Raw genomic sequence first — 20,613 nt, 5'->3', positions numbered from 1 at the left:
CCGTCATCGTTTCAATAGCCCCTCGGCCAGCGCCGCGCCGAGGCGGTCCACGGCGGCGGCCAGCTTCTCGTCGATGACGTGCAGGTACTCCGTCCAGTCATTCACGTGGTGCAGCTCCGCCTTTCCGTCCGAAATGCCGCGTAGCACGATCAGCGGCACATTGAAGCGGGTGCAGGCGCGCAGACAGGCGTAGCTCTCCATGTCCACCATCTCGGCGGCGATGGCGGCATAGGCCTCGCCCGAGACGATATTGGCGCCGGTGGAAAGCGTGGCCTCACGTATGCCGGGAATACGCAGCGACAGGGGAACGATCGCCGGCAGGTCGAGAAAGGGCGTGGTGCCCTTCTCGAAGCCCAACGGCGAGGCGTCCATGTCGCGATAGGCGACCGAAGTCGCTTGGTAGATCTCGGTCTGTTCGAGCGTCCGACTGCCTGCCGAGCCCAGTGACACCACCAGATTCGGCAGGCGCTCTTCACGGGCGAGGGCGGCCAGGGAAGCGGTGAGCTCCACCGCCGCCTCCACGGGGCCGACGCCGGTCATGATCGGAGTAAAGCGCTGCCTGAGTTGCGGCCCGTATTCGGCCTCGGCCGCCATCGCGAACAGCACGTCATGGCCGCCCAGGCGCGTCAGCGGCGGCGTGCGCCGTGCCGCGCTCATGCGCCGGCCCTCATACGCTGCATGGCCTCAGGCATCGCCATCGTTGCCGACCGTCTGGATGACCTCGAAGCCCTCGAAGTTCGGCGGGCCCAGGTAGAGTCCCTCGCGCTTGCTCTGGCCGGCGTTGGCGTGGGCCTTGCGGAACGCCTCGGAGTGGGTCCAGGCCTCGAAATCCTCGCGCGAGCGCCAGATGGTGTGCGAGGCGTAGAGCACGTGGTCCTCCTTCTCGGGGCCGCGCAGCATGTGGAACTCGACGAAACCGGGCAGACCCTGCAGGTGGGTTTCACGCTCCAGCCAGATCTGCTCGAACTCTTCCACTCTCTCGGGGTTGACCCGAAAACGGTTCATGGCGATGAACACGATAAGCTCCTTGTGATTCAGGCGGCTGATGATCACCAACGACGATGACACCGACGCCGATAGGGGGCAAGCATGTAGAGGCGGGTTCAGACTGGCGCTCGACCGCTGCCGCTCGACTCGAGAATCGCCTGGCGCAGTGTCTCGGGCGGTTGGGCACCCGACAGGCCGATTGCGTTATTGAGGATGAAGGTGGGCACACCGCTCACGCCCAGGCGCCGCGCCTCGTCGAGGCCTGCTTGTACCTCGCTGTGACCCTGGTCGCTCGCCAGAAAGGCGGCTATGTCGACATCCGCCAGCCCGCCGTCTCGGGCGGCCTTGGCCAGTACCGCGCCGTCACCGATGTCCTCACCCTCGACGAAGTAGCTGCGGAAGAGCGCTGCGACCACGGCTGTCTGAACGCCATGCTCCCCGGCGAGCCAGATCACCCGATGGGCATTGAAGGTATTGGGCGTTCGCGTCATGCGTTCGTGGTGGATCTTGATACCGGCCTGGGCGGCAGCGGCCTCCACCTGGGCGTCGAGCGCCCGGGAGCGCTCCCAGGAGCCGAACTTGGCGGTGCGGTAGTCACGCCGCGACAGGCCCTCGGCAGGCATGTCGGGGTTGAGCTCGAAGGGATGCCAGGCCACCGATACGCTGATGTCCTCTGGCAGCTCGGCCAAGGCGAGGTCGAGGTGGCGTTTGCCGATGAAGCACCAGGGGCAGATGGCATCGGAGATCACGGTGATATCGACGTGGGGCATGGTCGCTGCGCCATTGGGTAGGGTTCCCTCGAACCCTACCACCTTCAGGCCGTGTTTGACGCCGGTATCAGCCATCGAGTAACGAAAGGGCTATCGTAAGCGAAAGATAAGCGAAAGCCACCGGAGTAGACGCGATGCACCAGGGAAGCTGCCTGTGCGGGAAAGTGACATACGAGTACCGCAGCGAGATCGATGAAGTCTCCATGTGCCACTGCCGGCAGTGCCGAAAGGCCCAGGGCTCGGCCTTTGCCGCCGTGGCGCCCATCCGCTCGGCCGACTTTCGTATCTCCCAGGGCACGGAATACCTCAAGGAGTACCGCGCCACGCCGAACAAGGCACGGGTATTCTGCGCCGAGTGCGGCAGTCCGCTTTACAGCGCCCGCGACGACCGGCCCGAGGTCAAACGCCTGAGGCTGGGCACCCTGGATACGCCGGTAACACCCAGCAAGCGCTACCACGCCTGGGTCTCGTCCAAGGCCGAGTGGTTCGAGCTGGCCGATGAGCTACCCAGGTATCCCGGGTTTGCCCGTTGAGTAATCAGGGCCCCGCACAAGAAAGGCACAGTGTAGGGAAGAGCGGAACGAGAAGAGAACAAGAGCAGAGAACAAGAACAGAGCGCAGGAGAAACCGGATGGCGTACCTGGCAACGGCGGTGGGCCTGCTGCTGGTAGCGGCACTGGCCATGCAGGCCTGGCGACTGGCAGACAACCGCGCGAAGGACAAGGCCTGGGCCTGGCTGCAATCCCATGCGCCCGGTACCGTCGAAGAATTCGATCCCGCCATGGTGGAAGCCCTGCCCGAGGCGGCACGGCGCTACTTCCTCTACACCATCGCCCCAGGCACGCCGCTTCATGTGGTCAGTGAGATCCAAATGAGGGGCGAGATTGGCCTCGGCACCAAGGAAGCGCCCGGCTATCGCCCCATGCAGGCTCGCCAGCTACTCGCTCCGCCACACGGTTTCCTCTGGCGGCTCGAACGAGCCGGCGCCGGCCTGATGCAGATGAGCGGCTCGGACGGCATGGCCAATGGCCGCTCCTGGACGCGCTTCTGGCTCAACGGCACGCTGCCCGTCGCCAGGGCCGGGGGTGACGACAATCACTTGCGCGCCTCGTTCGGCCGATCGGTGGCGGAAGCCGCCTTCTGGGCCCCGGCAGCCCTGCTGCCCCAGCACGGAGTGCACTGGGAAGAGGCCGGCGTGCGCTGGGAAGAGACCGGCGAGCCCAACCTGGCACGAGCGATCGTCACCCACGGCACCCTGGAACAAGCCATCGAGATCGCCGTGGCCGAAAACGGCCAACCGCGCTGGGTGCAGTTCCAACGCTGGAGCAACGCCAACCCGGAGAAGGAGTGGCGGCTCCAGCCCTTCGGCGGCTACCTGGACGACTTCCAAAACTTCGAAGGCTTCACCCTGCCCACCCAGGTCGAGTCAGGCAATCACTTCGGCACGGAGGCGTACTTTCCGTCCTTTCGGGTGAGGGTGGAGGAGGTGCGGTTTTCGGTGCCGTAGCGCTCAATGGCACTAGTACGGAGTGGGAGCGTAGCGTGCGCTTGCCTTGGCGCTCATCTGCCAATGCATCGAAGCCTTCGACGAGTTCCTCGAAAATGTTACGGCCCATGGTCATGTCCTCGCGTTGAGTTGAAAAGTCATTCATGACCTTCACTTCGGGCGGTATCGAGGTGCTGGCGGACGACATAGAGATCCTGCACCGAGCCGCTGCGCAGCCGGTCTAGAGGCGACTGGCCTGCGAACAGGGGGTTGCGATTAGGCCGGCGTAACCAGGAGTCCGCGGCGCCGGCGCGCGGCAGCAGGATCTGGAGGGCCTTGTAGATCCCCAAGATTAGCGACATGCGCTCAAGCTGATTGACGTCGAGGCGTGCCGTTCTAGGCTGCTTGCGCCAGCGCCGATAGGTCGACTCAGGCACGCCAAGGAGCAAGGCGGCTTCCTGCCCCTTAAGCCCCCAGTCGTTGGCGATGCTGGGATACGTACGCATCGCCGAGGCGCTCATTCGCTGGCGCTTTTCGGCGGGTAGCTGGGGTAGGGGCATGATGGCCTCAATTCGCAAATGCTTATTATGCGTAATTTTCGACCCAAGGGAGTGAACTATCAATGGCCGAAGTCTGTGTAAAGCTTTGACGTCTTCGTCGTGCAGTTTGAAAGTAACTGGATAGCGATCTGCCTAGCACCATTGTTGAATGGCTGTGACGGCTGGCTGACGAAAGACGATGGCCGTACAGGTTCAGGTGAAGCCAGCTTTGCTTGCCCATCTTATGCAGCCACCGTCGATCCAGAGCTTTTGAACTCTAAGTACTGTGGATGAAGTGGCTATTTGTTGGCTATGAAAAACTCTGTCCGCATGTCTGAAAGCCGCTTGCTTATTCTAATTCCGATAAAGACTGCATCGGAATTTTTTCCTTAGGTTGCTGATGGGAGCTGGATTCATTATTGGTGTTTAGTAAGATATGTGCAAGTCGCATGTCGGACAGGATGGCTCCTAAAAAATAAATTAACACTAAATATAGGATGGTTAGCAATATCCAGGCCGCGAACAGCTCGAGCATTTCCTTGTAAGCGATTGCATAGAATGTGATAGGAACAGTAAGAGTTCCCCATAGTAAGACTGAGTAAATTCCAATTTTCTCGTAAATCTTTATTCTTCTGGCAGTGGGAGGGGCTATCAGATTTCCAAGTTTGCTGTTCTTATATACAAAGTTGTTGTTTTCATAACTAATGAGCCGACGGATCTTGGCGTAAATTTTGATGTTTCTCGGGAACTCTTCTCGCCGAAAAAGATGTAATACTGCCCGGTAGGATAGTCCAGAGCCATATTTGTCATATATTGCGCTTTCTAGGTGGGCACGGTCCGCATGTGAAAATTGAGTACTCGTGTCTATGGTGCTGCAAGCGTTTATTATTTCCTTTATTTGCTCGCGCTTTGTCTTCCATAATTGACCACGATGAAGGTAGATGGCTAATAGTGGTGAAACAACCGCAGCTGGAATAATAGCGAGAAAGCCGAACAACGTTGAAAGTGAAGCCTGCATGGTTTATGCCTCCAAAATATAGTATAGATCGGCAATTCTTCTACTAACTTTAATTCTTAGGTTCCTCTTGCGGCCATGCAGCATGTCACGTGGGGCTGATTTCCTAGAGTGGACAACTAACGCTGCCTCGCATGGTTTTTAACGAGGCAGTGTTGTTTAATGCACTCTTTTATTCTTCCCTTTGGTGTCTCCAGGAACCCTCCTTGACATCAGAGGTTAAAGAGGCGGCTGCTTTATTTCCCCAGAGCACTTCAAAATCTTCATCTTCTGTGATTCCTGATCGAATCGCATTCAATCTTTTAGTGCTTGTGGTATCATTGCTTGTCAATATATAAGTAGTGCGGGTTGACCATTTTACATTTTCCAAACTTTCATAGCTGGTTATTAGTTCTAGAAAAATGCATCCTTGTTCAGTCAGTTTGGTTAGAAACTTATCTAGATTGTGTCCGTTTATGGTTTTTTCTATTGTAATGGATTCCGATGGCCCTTTTATTATAGGAGCTTGAAGATGTGATGGGCCAAATGTTTCGGTTGACCCCTCGCTCACTAATTGGCCATAAGTCATTACATTAATGGCGGCTTCCTCAGTTTGGTTGGATAAAGCTAAAGAGATTGATATTGTCAGCTCCCTTCCATTTTTAATGGATGGGTTTTTAAACAAGATCGATTCTTGATCCAGCATGGAGATTACGAGTGGCTTTCTCCCTTCACGTCTAGCATTTATGTCTATCCAGAGAGTTGCAGCGACGGCAAATAAAGCTAACCCAGAAAATAACGCTGCGGTAGCGCCAAACATATCACCAATCGAACCATAGATTACCAATGATTGATAGCACCGATCAGTTAAAATGTCCCCATTGCAGTAAGCAGATAATTCAGCTAGTCTTTGTGCGGCCCAAGGGATCAGTATGAAAGTGGAAAGCCAAAGAAGTACCCCTGCTGCAAGGATTGCGGCTAATCCTTTCTTTGAAAAATTATTCATTCTCTTTGCCCTTAACTTTGCAGGAGGTCGATAATAAAATTAGCCCTCTCGGCATAGTCATTTTTCGCATTTTGTCTTTTTAACGAATCCATGTGAGCATGGTTGTTCTTATCTATGTCAAGCCCCTTCCTTATTTTGTCAAAGGAAGTCTTGGAGAGTATGAATAGGCGCGCTAAGCCGTCTTGTTGGGTTAGCTTTCTTATTTTCCCATCCTCATATGCCATAAAGGAGATTTCTTCGGTGCTGGTGAGAGGTTCTTCTGTTAAAATGTCTGTTGCGCCGTTCCTAATAAGTAAGCCTGCAATGCCTTTCATTAGTGATGAATGCCTTTTTGCCGGCTCTAGTAGTATTTCACGTAAATTTTCATCTTGTATGTTTGTTCTAATGGTGCCGTTACAAATTTCTTCGAAATCGGAAACAATTCTGGTATTTGCAGCTTGTGAAAAATACAAGGTGCTTAGCCTTGAGGTCCACCATTGGCTTATTAAACGATCGTCTTCTTCTCCCTTTAACAACCATGCAGCTACTCCTAATATCATCGACCAATAAGGTACGAGATTGCCGGTCGTGATGCCAAAATTATTTCTGCAATATTCTAGTGCCTTGGCATAGAGTTCCAAAGATGTTGGCCAATTATTAATGATTAGTGATCGGTCTATGCTAAGTATGTCACCTTGCCTTACACCCTTGGAATACTTTCTCCCGACAGTTTCTCTGACTACAAGAGATGTAAGCTTCAAAATTTCTAAAGCATCGGGTGAGATTTTTCTTATTATTTCATAGTAGCTCAATGCATTTTCCCATTCATCCCTTAAATGGAAGCCACTCGGATAGAGGGATGCTACCATTAAATCGAATGCATTTAAGCGGACGCCAGTTCTGTTTAGTGTTTCAAATATTCTGGACAAAGCTTCCAGGTCTATACCTTGCTCAAGCTCTATAGCCATTACTTTATAAACTTTTGATTGAAGTCCGCTTAGTCTTGTGTCTCTCGCTTGTACGAGTTTTATTTTTTCGTTTTCGTCCTCGACATAACTAATCCAGCTATAAAAATCCTGGAGCTCCCATAAGTCACTTATTAGTGCTATTTGTGCGAGGGCTCTCTCTTTTGTAGAAGGGTATAGCTTTGTAAACTTATCTCTTCTTTCCCATCGTATATATTCTTCTTTTTCTTGGTTGAGTATTTTAAAGTCTACGTAATAACAATAATCTGATACATCATATACTGCGTGGTAAAGAGCAGTTATCCTTTGTTGCCCGTCAAGTATGAATGATGGCTCTGAATTTTTTTCTATAAATGGTCCGCAATTTATTGATCTGCTGGCAAATTGTTGCGGGCCTTCTAATAAGAGTAAAGCTCCGATGGGCCATTGCCTGGAGATGCTATCTAAGAGCTCTGCAACTCTCCCCGGCGACCACACGAAGTCTCTTTGGAAGTCTGGAAGGGCTAGCTTGCTTGTGCGAACTCTATTAAGAATCTTATCTATTGTGTATTGGGAGTTTTGGAATTCCACTTTATTTTCCTGATTGTCTATAAGCAGAAATTTCGCCTGCTCTGGTTACCTCCTGTAACACTGCCTCATCCAGCATCCCGCGTCCAGTCTCCGGCAGCGTCAGCCAGTCACTTGTGTAGCCCAGTTCTCCAAGTGAGGATAGGTTAAGGCGTTGGCAGCCGCAGCACCGCTTGATGCTGCGGCCATCGCTTGAACACCTACTCGGTGCCCGAGCTGCTCTCTTCTGTCTCTACCTGCCCGCGCCGCTGCAACCAACGCATCACCAGCCAGCACAGCGCGGCCCAGGCCGCTCCGGCGGTCCAGCCGGCGAGTACATCCGTCGGCCAGTGCACGCCGAGGTAGACACGGCTGATGCCCACCAGCAGGGTGAGCAGTATCGCCAGTATCAGCAGGTAGGCCTTCAGCCTCAGCGCTGGCTGTACCCGGATGAGCAGGGCGGCCAGGGTGAGGTAGGTGACGGCAGACATCATCGAGTGGCCGCTGGGGAAGCTTGCGGTGTAGACCATGGCTTCATGCGGCACGAGGTCGGGCCGGGGACGATCGAAGCCCATCTTCATCAGCGTGCTGAGCAGCATGCCGCCGGGCACCGCGACCGAGGCAAAGAGCGCCGCGCGATAGTGCCGGGCGAGCAGCAGGTAACCCAGGGCGCCCAGGGCGATCACGACCAGCACGCCGACCCCACCGAGCGCGGTAAAGTCCCGCCCCATTTCCTCGACCCAGCCCGGGCCGAGCGGATCGGTGTGATCGGCAGCGTTGCGCAGGGAGAGCAGCAGGGTCTCGTCGATGCTCTGGGTCTCTCCCTCGGTGACGGCATCGGCCAGCTCGATGAACCCCCAGACCCCGCCGGAAAGGACCGAGACACACAGCAGCACTGCCAACTCGTAGCGGCCGAGCCTAGCCAGCAGGGAAAGGCCGTGGCGTCTCACATGTTCGATTTTTCGGTAGTGCTTCATTGGCAACTCCCTTGCTTTGGTAACGACACGCGACGTCTTTCAGACAACCTGAGGTGGATGCACTATTGCAACCTCCCCAACCCACTCACCCTCACCACCTCCCTCGTCACCGCTTCATCCAGCATCCCGCGGCCCGTCTCTAACAGCGTAAGCCAGTCCCTTGCTCGGGTGATGCCGGTGTAGACCAGCTCCCGGGTGAGGATGGGGTTGGGGGCGTCGGGGAGCAGCAAGGCGGTGTGGGTGAATTCCGAGCCCTGGGATTTGTGTACCGTCATGGCGAACACGGTTTCCACCGCCTGCAGGCGGCTGGGCAGCACCCACTTGATGTCGCCGCTGCCGTCGCTGGCGGGGAAGGCGACGCGCAGCAGGGTGCGGCCGGGTTGTTCGGTTGCGCTGCGGGCTTCGGGTACTGAGAGGGTAATGCCGATATCGCCGTTCATCAGCCCCAGGCCGTAGTCGTTGCGGGTGACGAGTACCGGGCGGCCTTCGAACCAGCCCTGTTCCAGTTCCAGGTCGCTGGCCTTGAGCCAGCCGGCGCGGCGCAGGGCGCGGCCGATGCGTGGGTTCAGCCCCTCGATGCCCCAGGGGCCTTTCCTCAGCGCACATAGCAGCTGGAAGTGGCCGTGGGCGGCGAGTACCTGGCGCGCCCAGTCGTCATAGGGTTGGCGCGCTTCGCCTTCGCCGAAGTAGGGCTGCCCGGGGCGTGCTGCCTGCATCACGTCCAGGTAGTGGGCGTAGCCGCGGGGCGGGGCGATGGGCTCGCCACGGCGATCGTGGCGGCCTTCGCCGCCGTTGATGAAACCGGCCGGGTTGCCGTTCACCACCAGGCGATCCAGCGCCGGGTCGTCGGCGTCCGCCAGGGCGAGCCGGGCGATATCGGCATAGCCCTGCTGGAAAATCTCGCGTACGGCGCGTTTCTTCTCTTTCTGACCTTCCTTTTCAGCCTGGCCGTTGCCTATCGGGCGGTTGACCGCTTCGGCAAGCTGGCCGATGCCGCTCTTGGCATCGAAGCGGTGGCTCACTCGCAGCATGGCGATGGCCTGGTCCAGCGGCTGGCCGCCTTCGTCCTTGTAGCGTTCAGGGATAGGCGTGCCGGTCACGGCGTGCAGCCAGTCGCAGGTGGCCGGGGTGTAGTGGCCGCCTTCGGCGCGCTGGCACAGGTCGCCGAGCACGGCGCCGGCCTCCACCGAGGCGAGCTGGTCCTTGTCGCCGAGCAGAATCAGCCGCGCCCTGGGTGGCAGGGCGGTGAGCACGGCGGCCATCATCTCGATATCCACCATCGAGGCTTCGTCGATCACCAGGGCCTCCAGCGCCAGCGGGTTGCCGGCGTGGTGGCGGAAGTGGCGGGTATCCGGTCGCGAGCCGAGCAGGCGGTGCAGCGTGGTTACCTCGGTGGGAATGTTGTCGCGCAGGGTTGAGATATCCACACCCTGTTGGCCCACGGCGGCGGCCAGTTCCACCAGCGAAAGCCCCTGCACCTGCTTGGCGATGGATTCGTTGAGCCGTGCGGCGGCCTTGCCGGTGGGGGCGGCCAGGCGAATGCGTAGCGGGCGCGGGACGGTGCCGGCGGGTGCGGTTTCGCCCAGGGCCAAGGCCTGCAGCAGGGCGAGCAGCTTGACCACGGTGGTGGTCTTGCCGGTGCCGGGGCCACCGGTGATCACGGCGAAGCGCGAGCGGCTGGCCAGTGCACAAGCGGCCTGCTGCCAATCGAGTGCATGCCCTGGGGTAAAGAGCGCCGCCAGCGCCCCGACCAGGGTGGCGGTGTCGGCTTCTGCCTCGGTGGTGGCTGTCAGCCGGGCGCCGATCAGGCCGCGAATGTCCTGCTCGTACTGCCAGTAGCGACGCAGGTAGAGCCGCACGTTGCCGTCGCGCTCGCTGCGCACCAGCGGGGTATTGCCCGACGGCTCGCTGCCGTCCGCCACCAGGGTGGGGTGGTGCAGGGCATCACGCCAGGTGGCGAGATCCAGCTCGGCCAGCAATTCGCTGGGCAGCGGTGGCGGGTCGCTCAGGTCGTCGCCTTCCGGCGGCAGCGAGAGCGCCAGGTCGGGGGCGGCAAGGGTCTGGGCGAGATCGAGGCACACGTGGCCGCGGCCGAGCTGATGGCTGGCCAGCGCCGCGGCGAGCAGCAGCAGGGGCGGGGCGTCGCTTACCTCGCGCTGGAAGAAGCTGGCCAGTGCACGATCCAGCGCGCGCAGCCAGCCGCGCTCGACCCAGCGGTCGAGCAGGGCGAACAGTGGTTGGGTGTCGTGGAGTGCGGCTTGCACATTGCCCTGCGCGGCTGGGGGCGGTTCCGGCTCGGCTTGGGGCGGTTCAGGTTCGGCGCCCTCGTCGGCTGCCTGGCGGCTGCCTGCTGGTTCCTCTCCGAGATCGGCGAACAGGTCCGGGGTGGCGTCGTCGTGGTGCTTGCTGCGCTTGCTCATGCCGGCGCCTCCGTGGTGGTGCGGGTGCCTGCCGCTCGGGTGTCGCCCTGGAACAGCGCGTCCAGCGCTTCGATCAGCTCCCGCGGGGGGCGCTCGGCGTGTACGCCGCGACTCTCCGCATTCGCCCCCCTGAGAAAGACGGTGAGCGAGCCGCCGATATGCCGGTCGTAATCGTAGCCTGGTAGGCGCGCCTTGAGCAGACGGTGCAGGGCCAGCAGGTAGAGCGCGTACTGCAGGTCGTAGCGTTTCTCGGCCACCGCCTGGCGCATCGCCTCTTGGCTGTAGGCGCTGTCGTCCGGCCCCAGGTGGTTCGATTTCCAGTCGGCCACGTAGTAGCGCCCCTCATGCTCGAATACCAGGTCGATGAAGCCCTTGAGCATGCCGTTGAGGGTGTCGGCATCCAGCGCGGAGCGGGGCAGGCCGGCACCCGAGCCGTTATCCGGGCTAGGGAGTGTGTAAGCACTTACGAGGGCGTCCAGCCGGCGGGTGTCGACCTGGCGTGAGGCGAACCAGAACTCCATCTCGACCTGGTAGCTCGTCAGCGCTTCGAGCCGTAGGCTGCCCGCGCCATCGGGCAGCGGCAGCGGGGCGGCGAGCAGGGTGCCGAACCAGGCGTGCAGGGTGTTCAGCCACGGCTGCCAGCCGCGCACCTGGCAGCGCCTGGCCAGGGTCTCCTCGCGCAGGGCGGGGTCGCGGGCCACGCGGGCGAAGCCCAGTTCCCCAGCCCATTCGAGAACGCCGTGGAGGAAGGTGCCAGGACCTGGGCCTCTCGGAAACCTGTGTAGCGAGGGTAGCGGTTCGCTCTGGCCGCTGTCGCGGGGTTCCTCCAGCACCTCCAGCGCGGTGGCTTCCATGGCGGTGGCGGGTTCCGGCAGGCTGCCGCTACGCTGCGCAGCGCTGTCATGGGGCTTAACAGGTGAGTCAGTCCTTACTGGGGCGCTGGCCGATTCGACTCTGACGATCTCCCCGGAGAGGCGCAGCGCCGAGTAGCTGGCGATCCACCAGTGTTCGCGGGCGGGACGCGTGGGCATGCGCGCTTCGCCCAGGGCGTCGTCGCGCTCGGTTTGGCGGACGATCTCGGCGTGGGCCGGCGGCGCCGGGGCGATCTCGATGGCTGCGCAGTTGCCCTTGAGGCGTGTGAGCGCTTCGCTGAACCCAGTGGGACCGAGCAGGTCGCCGTTGGCCAGCAGCTGGCCGATGGCGCTGCCTTCGCCGTTCTTTAGCGGGGCCATGCCGAGCCAAGTGGCGTGGCGGGCGCGGGTCAGCGCCACGTAGAGCTTGCGGAGGTCTTCGCCCAGGCGCTCGCGGTCGACGGTGGCCAGGGTTTCATCGTCGGCCTCCAGGCTGATGCGCAGGCGACCCTCGGCGTCGTGCCAGCGCAGCGGCGAGTCGTCCTTTTTCGTCGCGCGGTGACTGCAGATGAAGGGCAGGAACACCAGCGGGTATTCCAGCCCCTTGGACTTGTGGATGGTGATGACCTGCACCAGGTCGGCGTCGCTCTCCAGGCGCAGCTTGTGGGTGTCGCCGTGGCCTTCGGGGTTGGCGATGGCCTCGGCGAGAAAGCGGATCAGCGCGTGTTCGCCGTCGAGCTCCTGGCTGGCGTGCTGCAATAACTCTCCTAAATGAAGCAGGTCGGTGAGTGCTCTCTCACCGTCGCTGGCAGGGCCGCTGGAGAGCAGCCGCTGCGCCACGTCGAAGTCTTGGATGATCCTGCGCACCAACGGCAGCACGCCCTGGCGCTGCCACAGCCGGTGGTAGTCGCGGAACTGCAGCACGCGGCCTTCCCAGGCCAGCTCGTCCTCGTTCAACCTGTCCAGCGTGGCGATGTCGAGCCCCAGCACCGGAGTGGCCAGAGCGCTGCGCAGCAGCCGATCGTCGTCGGGCGCCGCGCAGGCGCGCAGCCAGGCGTCGAGATCCCGCGCGACCGGCGAGGCGAAGACCTTGTCCTTGTCCGAGAGGTAGACGCTCTTCACCCCGCGCCGGGCCAGCGCCTGGCGGATCGCCCGCGCCTCCCCCAGGCCGTTGACCAGCACCGCCATGTCGGAGGGCTTGAGCGGCTTGAGCGTTCCCTCTTCTTGAAACCCGGTGCTTCCGCGCTGGCCCTCGTTGAGCAGCTCGACCATGGTGGAGGCGCAGCGCTCGGCCATCTCGCCGTGGTAGGCGGTCTTGGAGAGCGGTTCGTCGCTTTCCAGCTGCCACAGGGTCATGGCCGGCAGCGGCTGGCCCTGGCGGGTGAGTGAGTCCTTGCGTCCTTTCGCTCCCACGGGCAGGAAGGGAACGGGGTTCCCCTCGGGCGAGTTGAACAGAAAGGCCCCGGGCGGGTGCGCTTCGGCGAATGCGAAGCAGCGGTTCACCGCCTCGACCATCTCGCGGCTGGAGCGAAAGTTGGTGCCCAGGGTGACGTGGCGGCCTTGGGTGTCGCGGCGGGCGCGCAGGTAGGTGTAGATGTCGGCGCCGCGGAAGGCGTAGATCGCCTGCTTGGGGTCGCCGATCAGAAAGACGCCGCTTTGACGGTGGTTCTCGCGGATGCGGTAGACGCAGTCGAAGATACGGTACTGCACCGGGTCGGTGTCCTGGAACTCGTCGACCAGGGCGACCGGGAACTGGCGGCGGATCTGCGCGCCGAGCGCCTCGCAGTTGGGGCCGGTGAGGGCCCGGTCGAGGTGCGTGAGCAGCTCGTTGGGGCCCATCTCGGCGCGGCGTTCCTGCTCGCGGTCGAGCCGTGCGCGGCACCAGTGCACGGCGTGGGTGAGCAGGTCGGCGTAGGGATCGGGCAGGGCGTTGAGCTCGTCCTGCAGCTTTTCCAGCGCGGCCAGCGCCGGATGATCCGGCGGCTCGCCCTTGAGCCAGATATCGGCCATGCCCTGGGGCGTGAGGCGCTTCCAGGCGGCATCGGTCAGGCCGGGCCAGGTGGCCTCCCCTTGGCACCATTCACGCAGGGCGCCGAGCCAGTTGGCGCGGCTCTTGGCGTTGAAGCTCTGGCCCTTGAAGGCCTTCTGCTGGGCGGCTTCTTCGAACAGCGCCTCGCACTCGTCGAGCCACTGGGGCCAGGAGGCCTTGAGCTGAGCCAGGCGCTCGGCGGTCTCGTGCTGGGCGTTGGCTACGCTGACTTCCGGCGGCGGGGCGCCCTTGTCGAGGGCTTCGGCTTCGGGCATCAGGCCGCGCACGGCGGCGTGGAGCTGTTCAGGGGTGTTCCAGTGGCGTACCACGCTGGCCAGCTCGTCGGTGCTCAGCGGGTAGTAGAAGCTGCGCCAGTAGTCGCGCACCACTTCGAGTTCCAGCTCGGTCTGGTCGTTTTCCAGGTCGAGCGAGAACAGGCTGCCACTGTCGAAGGCGTGCTCGCGCAGCATGCGGTAGCACCAGCTGTGGATGGTGGAAACGGCGGCCTCGTCCATCCACTCGGCGGCGAGCTGCAGGCGACGGGCGCAGGCGGGCCAGCTGGCCGGATCGTACTGGTCGCGGAGGGCCAGGAGCAACGGATCTTGTGGCGTCAGGTATGATCCTGCGTCAGGGCTTTGGTGGGCCGCTTCGTCAGCAGGATTTCGCGGAGGCGCTGTGAACCCATCCCTGGGCGCTACCGATGCCATCCCTGGCATAGGACCTCCGCTACATCCTGCTCCCGAAGCTTGGGCAGTGCCGGTCGCCTGGGGAGAGAGAAAGACATTGGCAGCTTCCACCAGCCGCGCACGTATCCGCTCGCGCAGCTCCTGGGTCGCGGCGTTGGTAAAGGTGACGACGAGGATCTCGGGCGGCGTGAGCGGGCGCTCGAAGGCGGTATCGTCGTCGGCCGAGCGGGCGCCGAGTACCAGGCGCACGTAGAGCAGGGCGATGGTGAAGGTCTTGCCCGTACCCGCGCTGGCTTCGATCAGTCGGCTGCCGTGCAGGGGAAAGGCCAATGGATCGAGCTGCGTTACCTCGCTCATGCTTGTTCCCCTGTTGGTGACGCCCATCACGGGCTGATTCATCCGGCGCTGCCGGGTTATGTTGCCGCAAAACGTCGAGGCGATAAATGCAGGCTCGCCTGCGCGCCGACGAGATTTTCATGCCCGGAGCGCCAAGTGACGGGCACTGGGTTACCATGTAGACGTGACTGCCAACTTGATGAGGAGGCGTCGATGAGACTCCTGACCATCTTGCTGTTGATGCTGTGCAGCGTTGCCGCGCAGGCCAAGTCCGAAGGGGAACGGGTAAGGGCATGGACCCTGGAGGATCAGTTTGGCGATCCCGTGATGATCGCGCCCGAGACTCGCTTGCTGCTGGTGGCCAGCAGCCGCAAGGCAGCCGATGTGGTGAACGAAGCACTGGAGGGGCTGCCGGAGGGTTTCCTCGAGTCGCACATGGCGCTTTACGTGGCCGATGTCTCGCGAATGCCGAAGATGATCACGCGCATGGTGATGGTGCCCGCGATGCGCTCGGCGTCCTACAGTGTCCTGCTCGACTACGACAGCAAGGTGGCGCCGGCGCATCTCGGCCAGGGCGACGAGGTATTGTGGCTTGGCCTGGAGGGGCTGGTGGTCGAGGAGCGGCGCACTTACGATTCCCCGGAGGCCTTGCGCCAGGCCCTGGAGGCATTGCCGAGATGAGCGTGATCGCCCCCGTCCTGATCGTAGTGCTGACCGTGGTCGGCATGGAGCTGTTCGCCTGGTTTGCGCACAAGTACATCATGCACGGCTGGGGATGGGGCTGGCATCGGTCGCACCATGAGCCGCCCGGTTCCCCCGAGCGACGCGGCTGGTTCGAGAAGAACGATCTCTACGCCGTGGTGTTTGCCAGCATTGCCATCGTGCTGATCGCGCTGGGCACCGCGGGGAAATACCCGTTGCAGTGGATCGGGGCGGGCATGACCGCCTATGGCTTTCTTTACTTCGTTGCCCACGATGGCCTGGTGCATCAGCGCTGGCCGTTTCGTTACGTGCCGCGCAAGGGTTACCTCAAGCGGCTCTACCAGGCCCACCTGATGCATCATGCCGTGCGCGGCCGCGAGGGCTGCGTGTCGTTCGGCTTTCTGTTCGCGCCTCCGGTCGCCAGGCTCAAGCGCCAGCTGCGCGAGCGGCATGGCGGGCCGCTGGCTAGCGAGGACGCTGCCACAGCGACGCCGGACGCGGGGCAGGCGTCTCGCCGCGAGACGTGACGGCCATTCTCGCGCCCAAGGCCAGCAGCCGCAGCTTCTCGGCCTTGCCGGTCGAGACCCGCCTGTCCCAGGCGTGAGGGCCGCGGCGCTTCACCTTGATGCCTATCTCCCGGTACACGCCGTGGGCCGTGGCGATCGCCCAGGCCGAGCGCAGCGGCAGTGCGAATAACCCGCCGCGTGCGGAGGCGTAATACGGCTCGGCGGCATCGACCAGGCGCGCCGCCAGTCTCGCCAGGGCGGGGCGGTGCGCCGGGTCGGCGACCTCGCCTTCGGGGATGCCGGCTTCACGCAGCCACTCGGCGGGCAGGTAGCAGCGGTTCATCCTGGCATCCTCCACGATGTCGCGGGCAATGTTGGTCAGTTGGAAGGCCAGGCCCAGGTCGCAGGCGCGATCCAGCGTCGTCTCCTCTTCCACTCCCATGATGTGCGCCATCATGATTCCCACCACACCGGCCACGCCGTAGCAGTAGCGCAGGGTATCGTCGAAGCTGACGTAGCGGGTCTCGTCGACGTCCATGGCGAAGCCCGCCAGGTGCTCAAGGGGGTAGCGCTCGGGGATGGCGTGTCGCTGTATCACGTCCTGAAAGGCGGCGAAGGCCGGTTCGCTCATCGCTTCCCCGGCGTAGGCGCGGCGGGTCAGGTCGCGCAGTTCGGCGAGGCGCTGACGGCCTTCCATGCCATGGCGGGCGTCGCTTGGCTCGTCGGCAAACCCCAGCGACTGGCCGTCCACCACGTCGTCGCAGTGGCGGCACCAGGCGTAGAGCATCACGGCGCTGCGACGGGTGGCGGGGGCGAACAGCTTGGCGGCGGTGGCGAAGCTCTTCGAGCCGGCCTGGATGGTGCGGGCGGCGTGAGCAGCGAGGGTCTCGTTCATGTCCGTTCCAGCATCAGTCCGGCCGTCGCCTTGGCCGACCCGATCACTCCCGGTACCCCGGCACCGGGGTGGGTGCCGGCGCCCACCAGGTAGAGGTTCTCGATCCGGTCGTCGCGGTTGTGCGGGCGGAACCAGGCGCTCTGGGTGAGGATCGGCTCCAGCGAGAAGGCCGAGCCGAGGTGCGCGTTGAGTTCGTCGCGGAAATCTTCGGGCGTGAAGTGGCGACAGGTGACCAGGTGCTCGCGCAGGCCCGGTATATGGTGTTGCTCCAGGTAGTCGAGGATGCGATCGCGGTAGCGCGGCCCTTCCCGTGCCCAGTCGATGGGTGCATTGCCCAGGTGCGGTACCGGCGCCAGAACATAGTGGGCGCTGCCGCCGGGAGGGGCCAGCGAGGGGTCGGTCACGCAGGGGGCGTGCAGGTAGAGTGAGAAGTCGTCGGCCAGGGTCTTGGCGTGGAAGATCTCGTCGATCAGCTCGCGATAGCGTGGGCCGAAGCAGACGGTATGGTGCGCCAGCTCGGGAGGGGGTGGCATATCCAGGCCGAAGTAGATCACGAACAGCGACATGCTGAAGCGCTTGCCGGCTAGGCGCCTGGCCTCGCCGACGCCTCGCGGGTGGCCGCGAAGCAGGTGGCCGTAGGTATGCATCACGTCGGCGTTCGAGGCCAGGGCGTCGGTCTCGAAGCGACGACCGTCGGCAAGGTGTACCGCCGTCACTCGCTCCTGCTCGACCTCGATGCGATCCACGCTGGCGTTGAGCTCAAGCTGGCCGCCCAGCTCCTCGAACAGGGTCACCATTCCCTGCACCAGCGCGCCGGTGCCGCCGCGCGGGAACCATACCCCCCATTCACGCTCCAGCGCATGGATCAGGGTGTAGATCGACGAGGTGGCGAAGGGGTTGCCGCCCACCAGCAGCGAATGAAAGGAGAGAGCCTGACGCAGGTGCTCGTCGCGGACGAAGCGCGACACCATGGCGTAGACGCTCCTCCAGGCCTGCAGCCGAGCGAGCTGTGGCCCGGCGCGAGCCATGTCGCGAAAGCTGAGGAACGGCACTGCGCCGAGCTTGCGATAGCCCTCTTCGAATACCGCTTGCGAATAGGCCAGGAAGCGGCGATAGCCCTCCACGTCGGCGGGGTTGCGCTGGGCGATCTGCCGTTCGAGTTCGGCCTGGTCGTTGAGGTAGTCGAAGGCCGGACCATTCTCCCAGCACAGCCGATAGAAGGGCGTGACCGGCAGCAGCTCGACGTAGTCGGCCATGCGTCGACCGCTCAGGGCGAACAGCTCCTCGAGCGCGCTGGGGTCGGTGATCACCGTGGGGCCGGCGTCGAAGGTGAAGCCCTTGTCCTCATAGACGTAGGCACGCCCGCCGGGCTTGTCGCGCTTCTCCAGCAGGGTGGTGCGATAGCCACCGGCCTGCAGGCGAATGGCGAGCGCCAGGCCGCCGAAACCGGCGCCGATGACGACGGCGCGAGGAGAATCTGTCATTTGGCTGTCCTGATCTGATGAGGGGAGCCGAGCCGCGCGGCACGCAGGGCTTCGCCCATGGGCACAGGGGGCTTGCCGCTGACGATGCGCAACTTGTCCAGGGCGGTCAGTCGCCCGGCGTAGAAGCGTTGTACAAGAGGTTCCGGCAGGCCGTAGAAGCGTTGCATGACCCGCCAGCGCTGCTCGGGGCGCCCGGCCAGGAACAGCATGCGGTTGAGCAGGCGAAAATAGCCCTGGCGCCGCCACTCGCCGAGCGCCTCGCGACGAATGGCGTCGAACAGGGCCGGCGCGCTCAGGTCGTCGAGGCGGGCGATGCGTTCGGCCAGGCGCACGGCATGGGGCAGCGAATAGCCGGTGGTGGGGTGGAACAATCCGGCGCGCAGGCCGCTGCGCGGCTGGGAATCGGCCTCGCGCCAGAAGGCCTCGAAGTCGCCGGCCAGCGTGATGGGCAGCACGCCGCTTTCCTCGCGCAGCATCGCCTGCACCTGCCAGCCGGTGGCGTATGCATAGTCGGCGATGTTGTCGCGAAGATGTTGAGGATCGAGCCTCCCCTTGTCGCCCTGGCTAGTGTCGACCTGGTTGCTATCAACATAATGCGTGTCTTCGATCAGCAGCGTGTCCCGGGTGAAGGGCAGCACGTAGACGAAGCGGTAGCCCTGGCCCTGGGCTACCGTGGCATCCATCAGGATGGGTCCCGAGAGACCATGGGGCTGCGCCAGCCTGAGTTCCTGGCCGAGAAAGGCCTGGTAGCCCAGCGCCAGGTGCGGGCTCGTCGCCACACCGCGCCCATCGATCACCGCACCGGCATGCAGGGTGTGGCCATCCTCCAGGCGCACCTGGGTGGGGCCGAGCTGCGAGGCGCGCACCTCGACCCGCAGGGCACTGCCGAGTGTTTCGCGCAGCACGAGGGCGAAGTCCTGCGAGAAGATGCTGGCATAGCCGCTGTGCAGGGTGCGCCGGCGCTGGGGGAAGCGCACCTCGTGATGCGCCCAGCGACAGCTCACCAGCGGGCCGATCCAGTTCCACTGCGCGGGGGTGAGGTCGCTGTCGTGAAACGACCAGGTATGGTTGCCACCCGGCGCGGCGTCCTGCTCGAGGACGAGCACATCGAGTTCGGGACGGACCTGCTTGAGGCGCAGCGCGATCAGGCCATTGGCCAGGCCACCTCCCACCAGGATCAGATCGTGCCGGGCCGTCATGAGCGAATGGCCTCCTCGACGATGTCCGCCGCGCGAGGCGTGCCGCCGGCGGCTTCGACTTCCTTTCCCAGGCGGGTCAGGGCGGCGGCGAAGCCGGTTTCCCCGAGCAAGGCCTCCAGCTTGCCGCTCAATGCGCGATGACCGTCGACACGTGGCGAGGCGCGCAGCCCCACGCCGGCATGCTGGACGCGCGTGGCGACGCCCGGTTGGTCGAAGGCAAGGGGCAGCACCAGCATCGGCGTGCGCGCCACCAGGGCATCCATCACCGTGTTGAGCCCGCCATGCGTGATCACCGCATCGGCGCGCGACAGTACGGCACGCTGTGGAAAAACGTCCGTCACCTGGATGGCTCCCTCCTGCAGGAGCCTCTCTTCCTGCCTGCGATCGAGGCCGCCGCAATGCGCCACCAGCAGCTGTACGTCCAAGGCAGCGCAGGCCCGCACGATGCGGCGGAACAGCGCGAAGCGATGGCCTTGCAGTGTGCCCAGCGAGGCGAAGATCACGGGCTTGTCGGGGGACAGCCTTGGCGCCGTCTCCCACTGGGAGGTCGCCGAAGGGCGCAGAGGGCCGACGTGGTGGAAATGCGCGGGCAGGTCGCGGCGGGGCAGCTCGAGGCCCGCCACCGTCTGGCTGATCTGGGCGTAGGGTGAGAGGCACTCATGCAGCCCGCTCCGTGGCGAGAGCCCGAGCAACGCGGCATGCCGGGCCACGGTGCGGCGATGCTTCGCCATGAGCAGGTCGTAGGTCCGCTCACTGCTGGCATAGAGCTGCTGGTGCCGCTCGCTGCGACCATAGGCAAACGGCATCACCGGCAGCGGCAGGCCGGGCTCGCGATTGACCGGCAGGGCGCAGGCGACCGAGACGAAGGGCCGCCCGCTGGCCTCGGCCACCAGCCCGCCGGCCGCCTCCATCTGGTCGCAGATCAGGGCGTCGATGCCAAGCTCGTCGAGCGCACGGGGCAGCTCGCGACACAGCATGTCGGTGGTGTGGCTCAGGTCGGCGATCAGGCGGCGCAGCCCCAGCGGTCCGCCCGGCTGGGCCGCCAGGCGCAGGCTACGTGCCAGGGCACCAGGCGGATGGCTGGTATGACCCACGGCACTGAAGGAAACCTGAGGAGAGTCGAGCCAGCGGGCGGCCTCCTGCTGGTGCAGGAAGGTGACTCGGTGGCCACGTTCGACCAGCGCGTCGGCCAGGGCCTGCAGGGCGTGGAAGTGGCTGGGAAAGGGCGGTGCGACGACACCGATATGGCGTGCCAT

The 20,613-nt window shown here is 62.9% G+C and carries 18 protein-coding genes; 4 read left to right on the top strand and 14 right to left on the bottom strand.

Annotation, left to right across the window (positions count from 1 at the left end; genetic code table 11):
• Window positions 1-3 precede the first annotated feature (3 nt).
• The 3 genes from HNO53_RS17385 to HNO53_RS17375 form a co-directional block, all read right to left on the bottom strand.
• On the bottom strand, window positions 4-657 hold the full coding sequence (locus tag HNO53_RS17385) for a 5'-methylthioadenosine/S-adenosylhomocysteine nucleosidase (protein ID WP_209473842.1): 654 nt from the start codon (window positions 655-657) through the stop codon (window positions 4-6).
• A 27-nt stretch (window positions 658-684) separates the two neighbouring features.
• Window positions 685-1,017 (bottom strand): heme-degrading protein HmuQ, encoded by a 333-nt coding sequence (gene hmuQ, locus HNO53_RS17380; RefSeq protein ID WP_167113393.1) that lies wholly within the window; start codon window positions 1,015-1,017, stop codon window positions 685-687.
• A gap of 86 nt (window positions 1,018-1,103) precedes the next feature.
• Window positions 1,104-1,757: a DsbA family oxidoreductase gene (locus tag HNO53_RS17375; protein WP_209473841.1), complete on the bottom strand. Its 654-nt coding sequence runs from the start codon at window positions 1,755-1,757 to the stop codon at window positions 1,104-1,106.
• 134 nt (window positions 1,758-1,891) lie between these two features.
• Here HNO53_RS17375 and HNO53_RS17370 point away from each other — a divergent pair, with 134 nt between their 5' ends.
• Complete coding sequence (locus HNO53_RS17370) at window positions 1,892-2,290, top strand: GFA family protein (RefSeq protein ID WP_209473840.1); 399 nt, start codon at window positions 1,892-1,894, stop codon at window positions 2,288-2,290.
• Between the two features lie 98 nt (window positions 2,291-2,388).
• Window positions 2,389-3,264 carry a DUF6544 family protein gene (locus tag HNO53_RS17365; protein WP_209473839.1) on the top strand — a complete coding sequence of 292 codons (876 nt, stop codon included), beginning with the start codon at window positions 2,389-2,391 and terminating at the stop codon, window positions 3,262-3,264.
• A 137-nt stretch (window positions 3,265-3,401) separates the two neighbouring features.
• On the opposite strand, the gene HNO53_RS17360 is transcribed toward HNO53_RS17365, so the two are convergent.
• The 7 genes from HNO53_RS17360 to recB form a co-directional block, all read right to left on the bottom strand.
• Entirely contained in the window at window positions 3,402-3,803 is a 402-nt protein-coding gene (locus HNO53_RS17360) for an MbcA/ParS/Xre antitoxin family protein (protein ID WP_209473838.1), read from the bottom strand.
• 328 nt (window positions 3,804-4,131) lie between these two features.
• Entirely contained in the window at window positions 4,132-4,800 is a 669-nt protein-coding gene (locus HNO53_RS17355; protein ID WP_209473837.1) for a hypothetical protein, read from the bottom strand.
• Between the two features lie 169 nt (window positions 4,801-4,969).
• Window positions 4,970-5,782: a hypothetical protein gene (locus tag HNO53_RS17350; protein WP_209473836.1), complete on the bottom strand. Its 813-nt coding sequence runs from the start codon at window positions 5,780-5,782 to the stop codon at window positions 4,970-4,972.
• A gap of 11 nt (window positions 5,783-5,793) precedes the next feature.
• Window positions 5,794-7,296 (bottom strand): GmrSD restriction endonuclease domain-containing protein, encoded by a 1,503-nt coding sequence (locus HNO53_RS17345; RefSeq protein ID WP_209473835.1) that lies wholly within the window; start codon window positions 7,294-7,296, stop codon window positions 5,794-5,796.
• Window positions 7,297-7,493: 197 nt separating this feature from the next.
• Window positions 7,494-8,249: a phosphatase PAP2 family protein gene (locus HNO53_RS17340; protein WP_209473834.1), complete on the bottom strand. Its 756-nt coding sequence runs from the start codon at window positions 8,247-8,249 to the stop codon at window positions 7,494-7,496.
• A gap of 62 nt (window positions 8,250-8,311) precedes the next feature.
• Entirely contained in the window at window positions 8,312-10,669 is a 2,358-nt protein-coding gene (gene recD / locus HNO53_RS17335; protein ID WP_209473833.1) for an exodeoxyribonuclease V subunit alpha, read from the bottom strand.
• Window positions 10,666-14,592, bottom strand: a complete 3,927-nt coding sequence (gene recB / locus HNO53_RS17330; RefSeq protein WP_209473832.1) for an exodeoxyribonuclease V subunit beta — start codon at window positions 14,590-14,592, stop codon at window positions 10,666-10,668. The genes recD and recB overlap by 4 nt, the downstream gene beginning before the upstream one ends.
• A gap of 192 nt (window positions 14,593-14,784) precedes the next feature.
• Between recB and HNO53_RS17325 the strand changes: the two genes are divergently transcribed.
• Both HNO53_RS17325 and HNO53_RS17320 read left to right on the top strand, forming a co-directional pair.
• Entirely contained in the window at window positions 14,785-15,252 is a 468-nt protein-coding gene (locus HNO53_RS17325; RefSeq protein WP_209473831.1) for an FAD/FMN-containing dehydrogenase, read from the top strand.
• The gene (locus tag HNO53_RS17320; RefSeq protein WP_209473830.1) at window positions 15,249-15,800 is read left to right on the top strand and encodes a sterol desaturase family protein; all 552 of its coding nucleotides are present in this window, start codon (window positions 15,249-15,251) and stop codon (window positions 15,798-15,800) included. The genes HNO53_RS17325 and HNO53_RS17320 overlap by 4 nt, the downstream gene beginning before the upstream one ends.
• On the opposite strand, the gene crtB is transcribed toward HNO53_RS17320, so the two are convergent.
• Genes crtB through HNO53_RS17300 form a run of 4 tightly spaced genes read right to left on the bottom strand, consistent with a single transcriptional unit; the run spans window position 15,739 to window position 20,613 of the window.
• On the bottom strand, window positions 15,739-16,674 hold the full coding sequence (gene crtB / locus HNO53_RS17315) for a 15-cis-phytoene synthase CrtB (protein ID WP_209473829.1): 936 nt from the start codon (window positions 16,672-16,674) through the stop codon (window positions 15,739-15,741). The two genes, HNO53_RS17320 and crtB, sit on opposite strands and share 62 nt — an antisense overlap.
• A complete protein-coding gene (locus tag HNO53_RS17310; RefSeq protein WP_209473828.1) occupies window positions 16,671-18,158 on the bottom strand; it encodes a phytoene desaturase in 1,488 nt (495 codons plus the stop codon). Before HNO53_RS17310 ends, crtB begins: the two co-directional genes overlap by 4 nt.
• Window positions 18,155-19,357 (bottom strand): lycopene beta-cyclase CrtY, encoded by a 1,203-nt coding sequence (gene crtY, locus HNO53_RS17305; RefSeq protein WP_209473827.1) that lies wholly within the window; start codon window positions 19,355-19,357, stop codon window positions 18,155-18,157. Before crtY ends, HNO53_RS17310 begins: the two co-directional genes overlap by 4 nt.
• A complete protein-coding gene (locus HNO53_RS17300) occupies window positions 19,354-20,613 on the bottom strand; it encodes a glycosyltransferase (RefSeq protein WP_209473826.1) in 1,260 nt (419 codons plus the stop codon). Before HNO53_RS17300 ends, crtY begins: the two co-directional genes overlap by 4 nt.

The sequence above is a fragment of the Billgrantia antri genome (assembly GCF_017868935.1).
GTDB lineage: Bacteria > Pseudomonadota > Gammaproteobacteria > Pseudomonadales > Halomonadaceae > Halomonas > Halomonas antri.
Note: the sequence above shows the minus strand (reverse complement) of the source record. Positions and strands in the feature narration are given on the sequence as shown.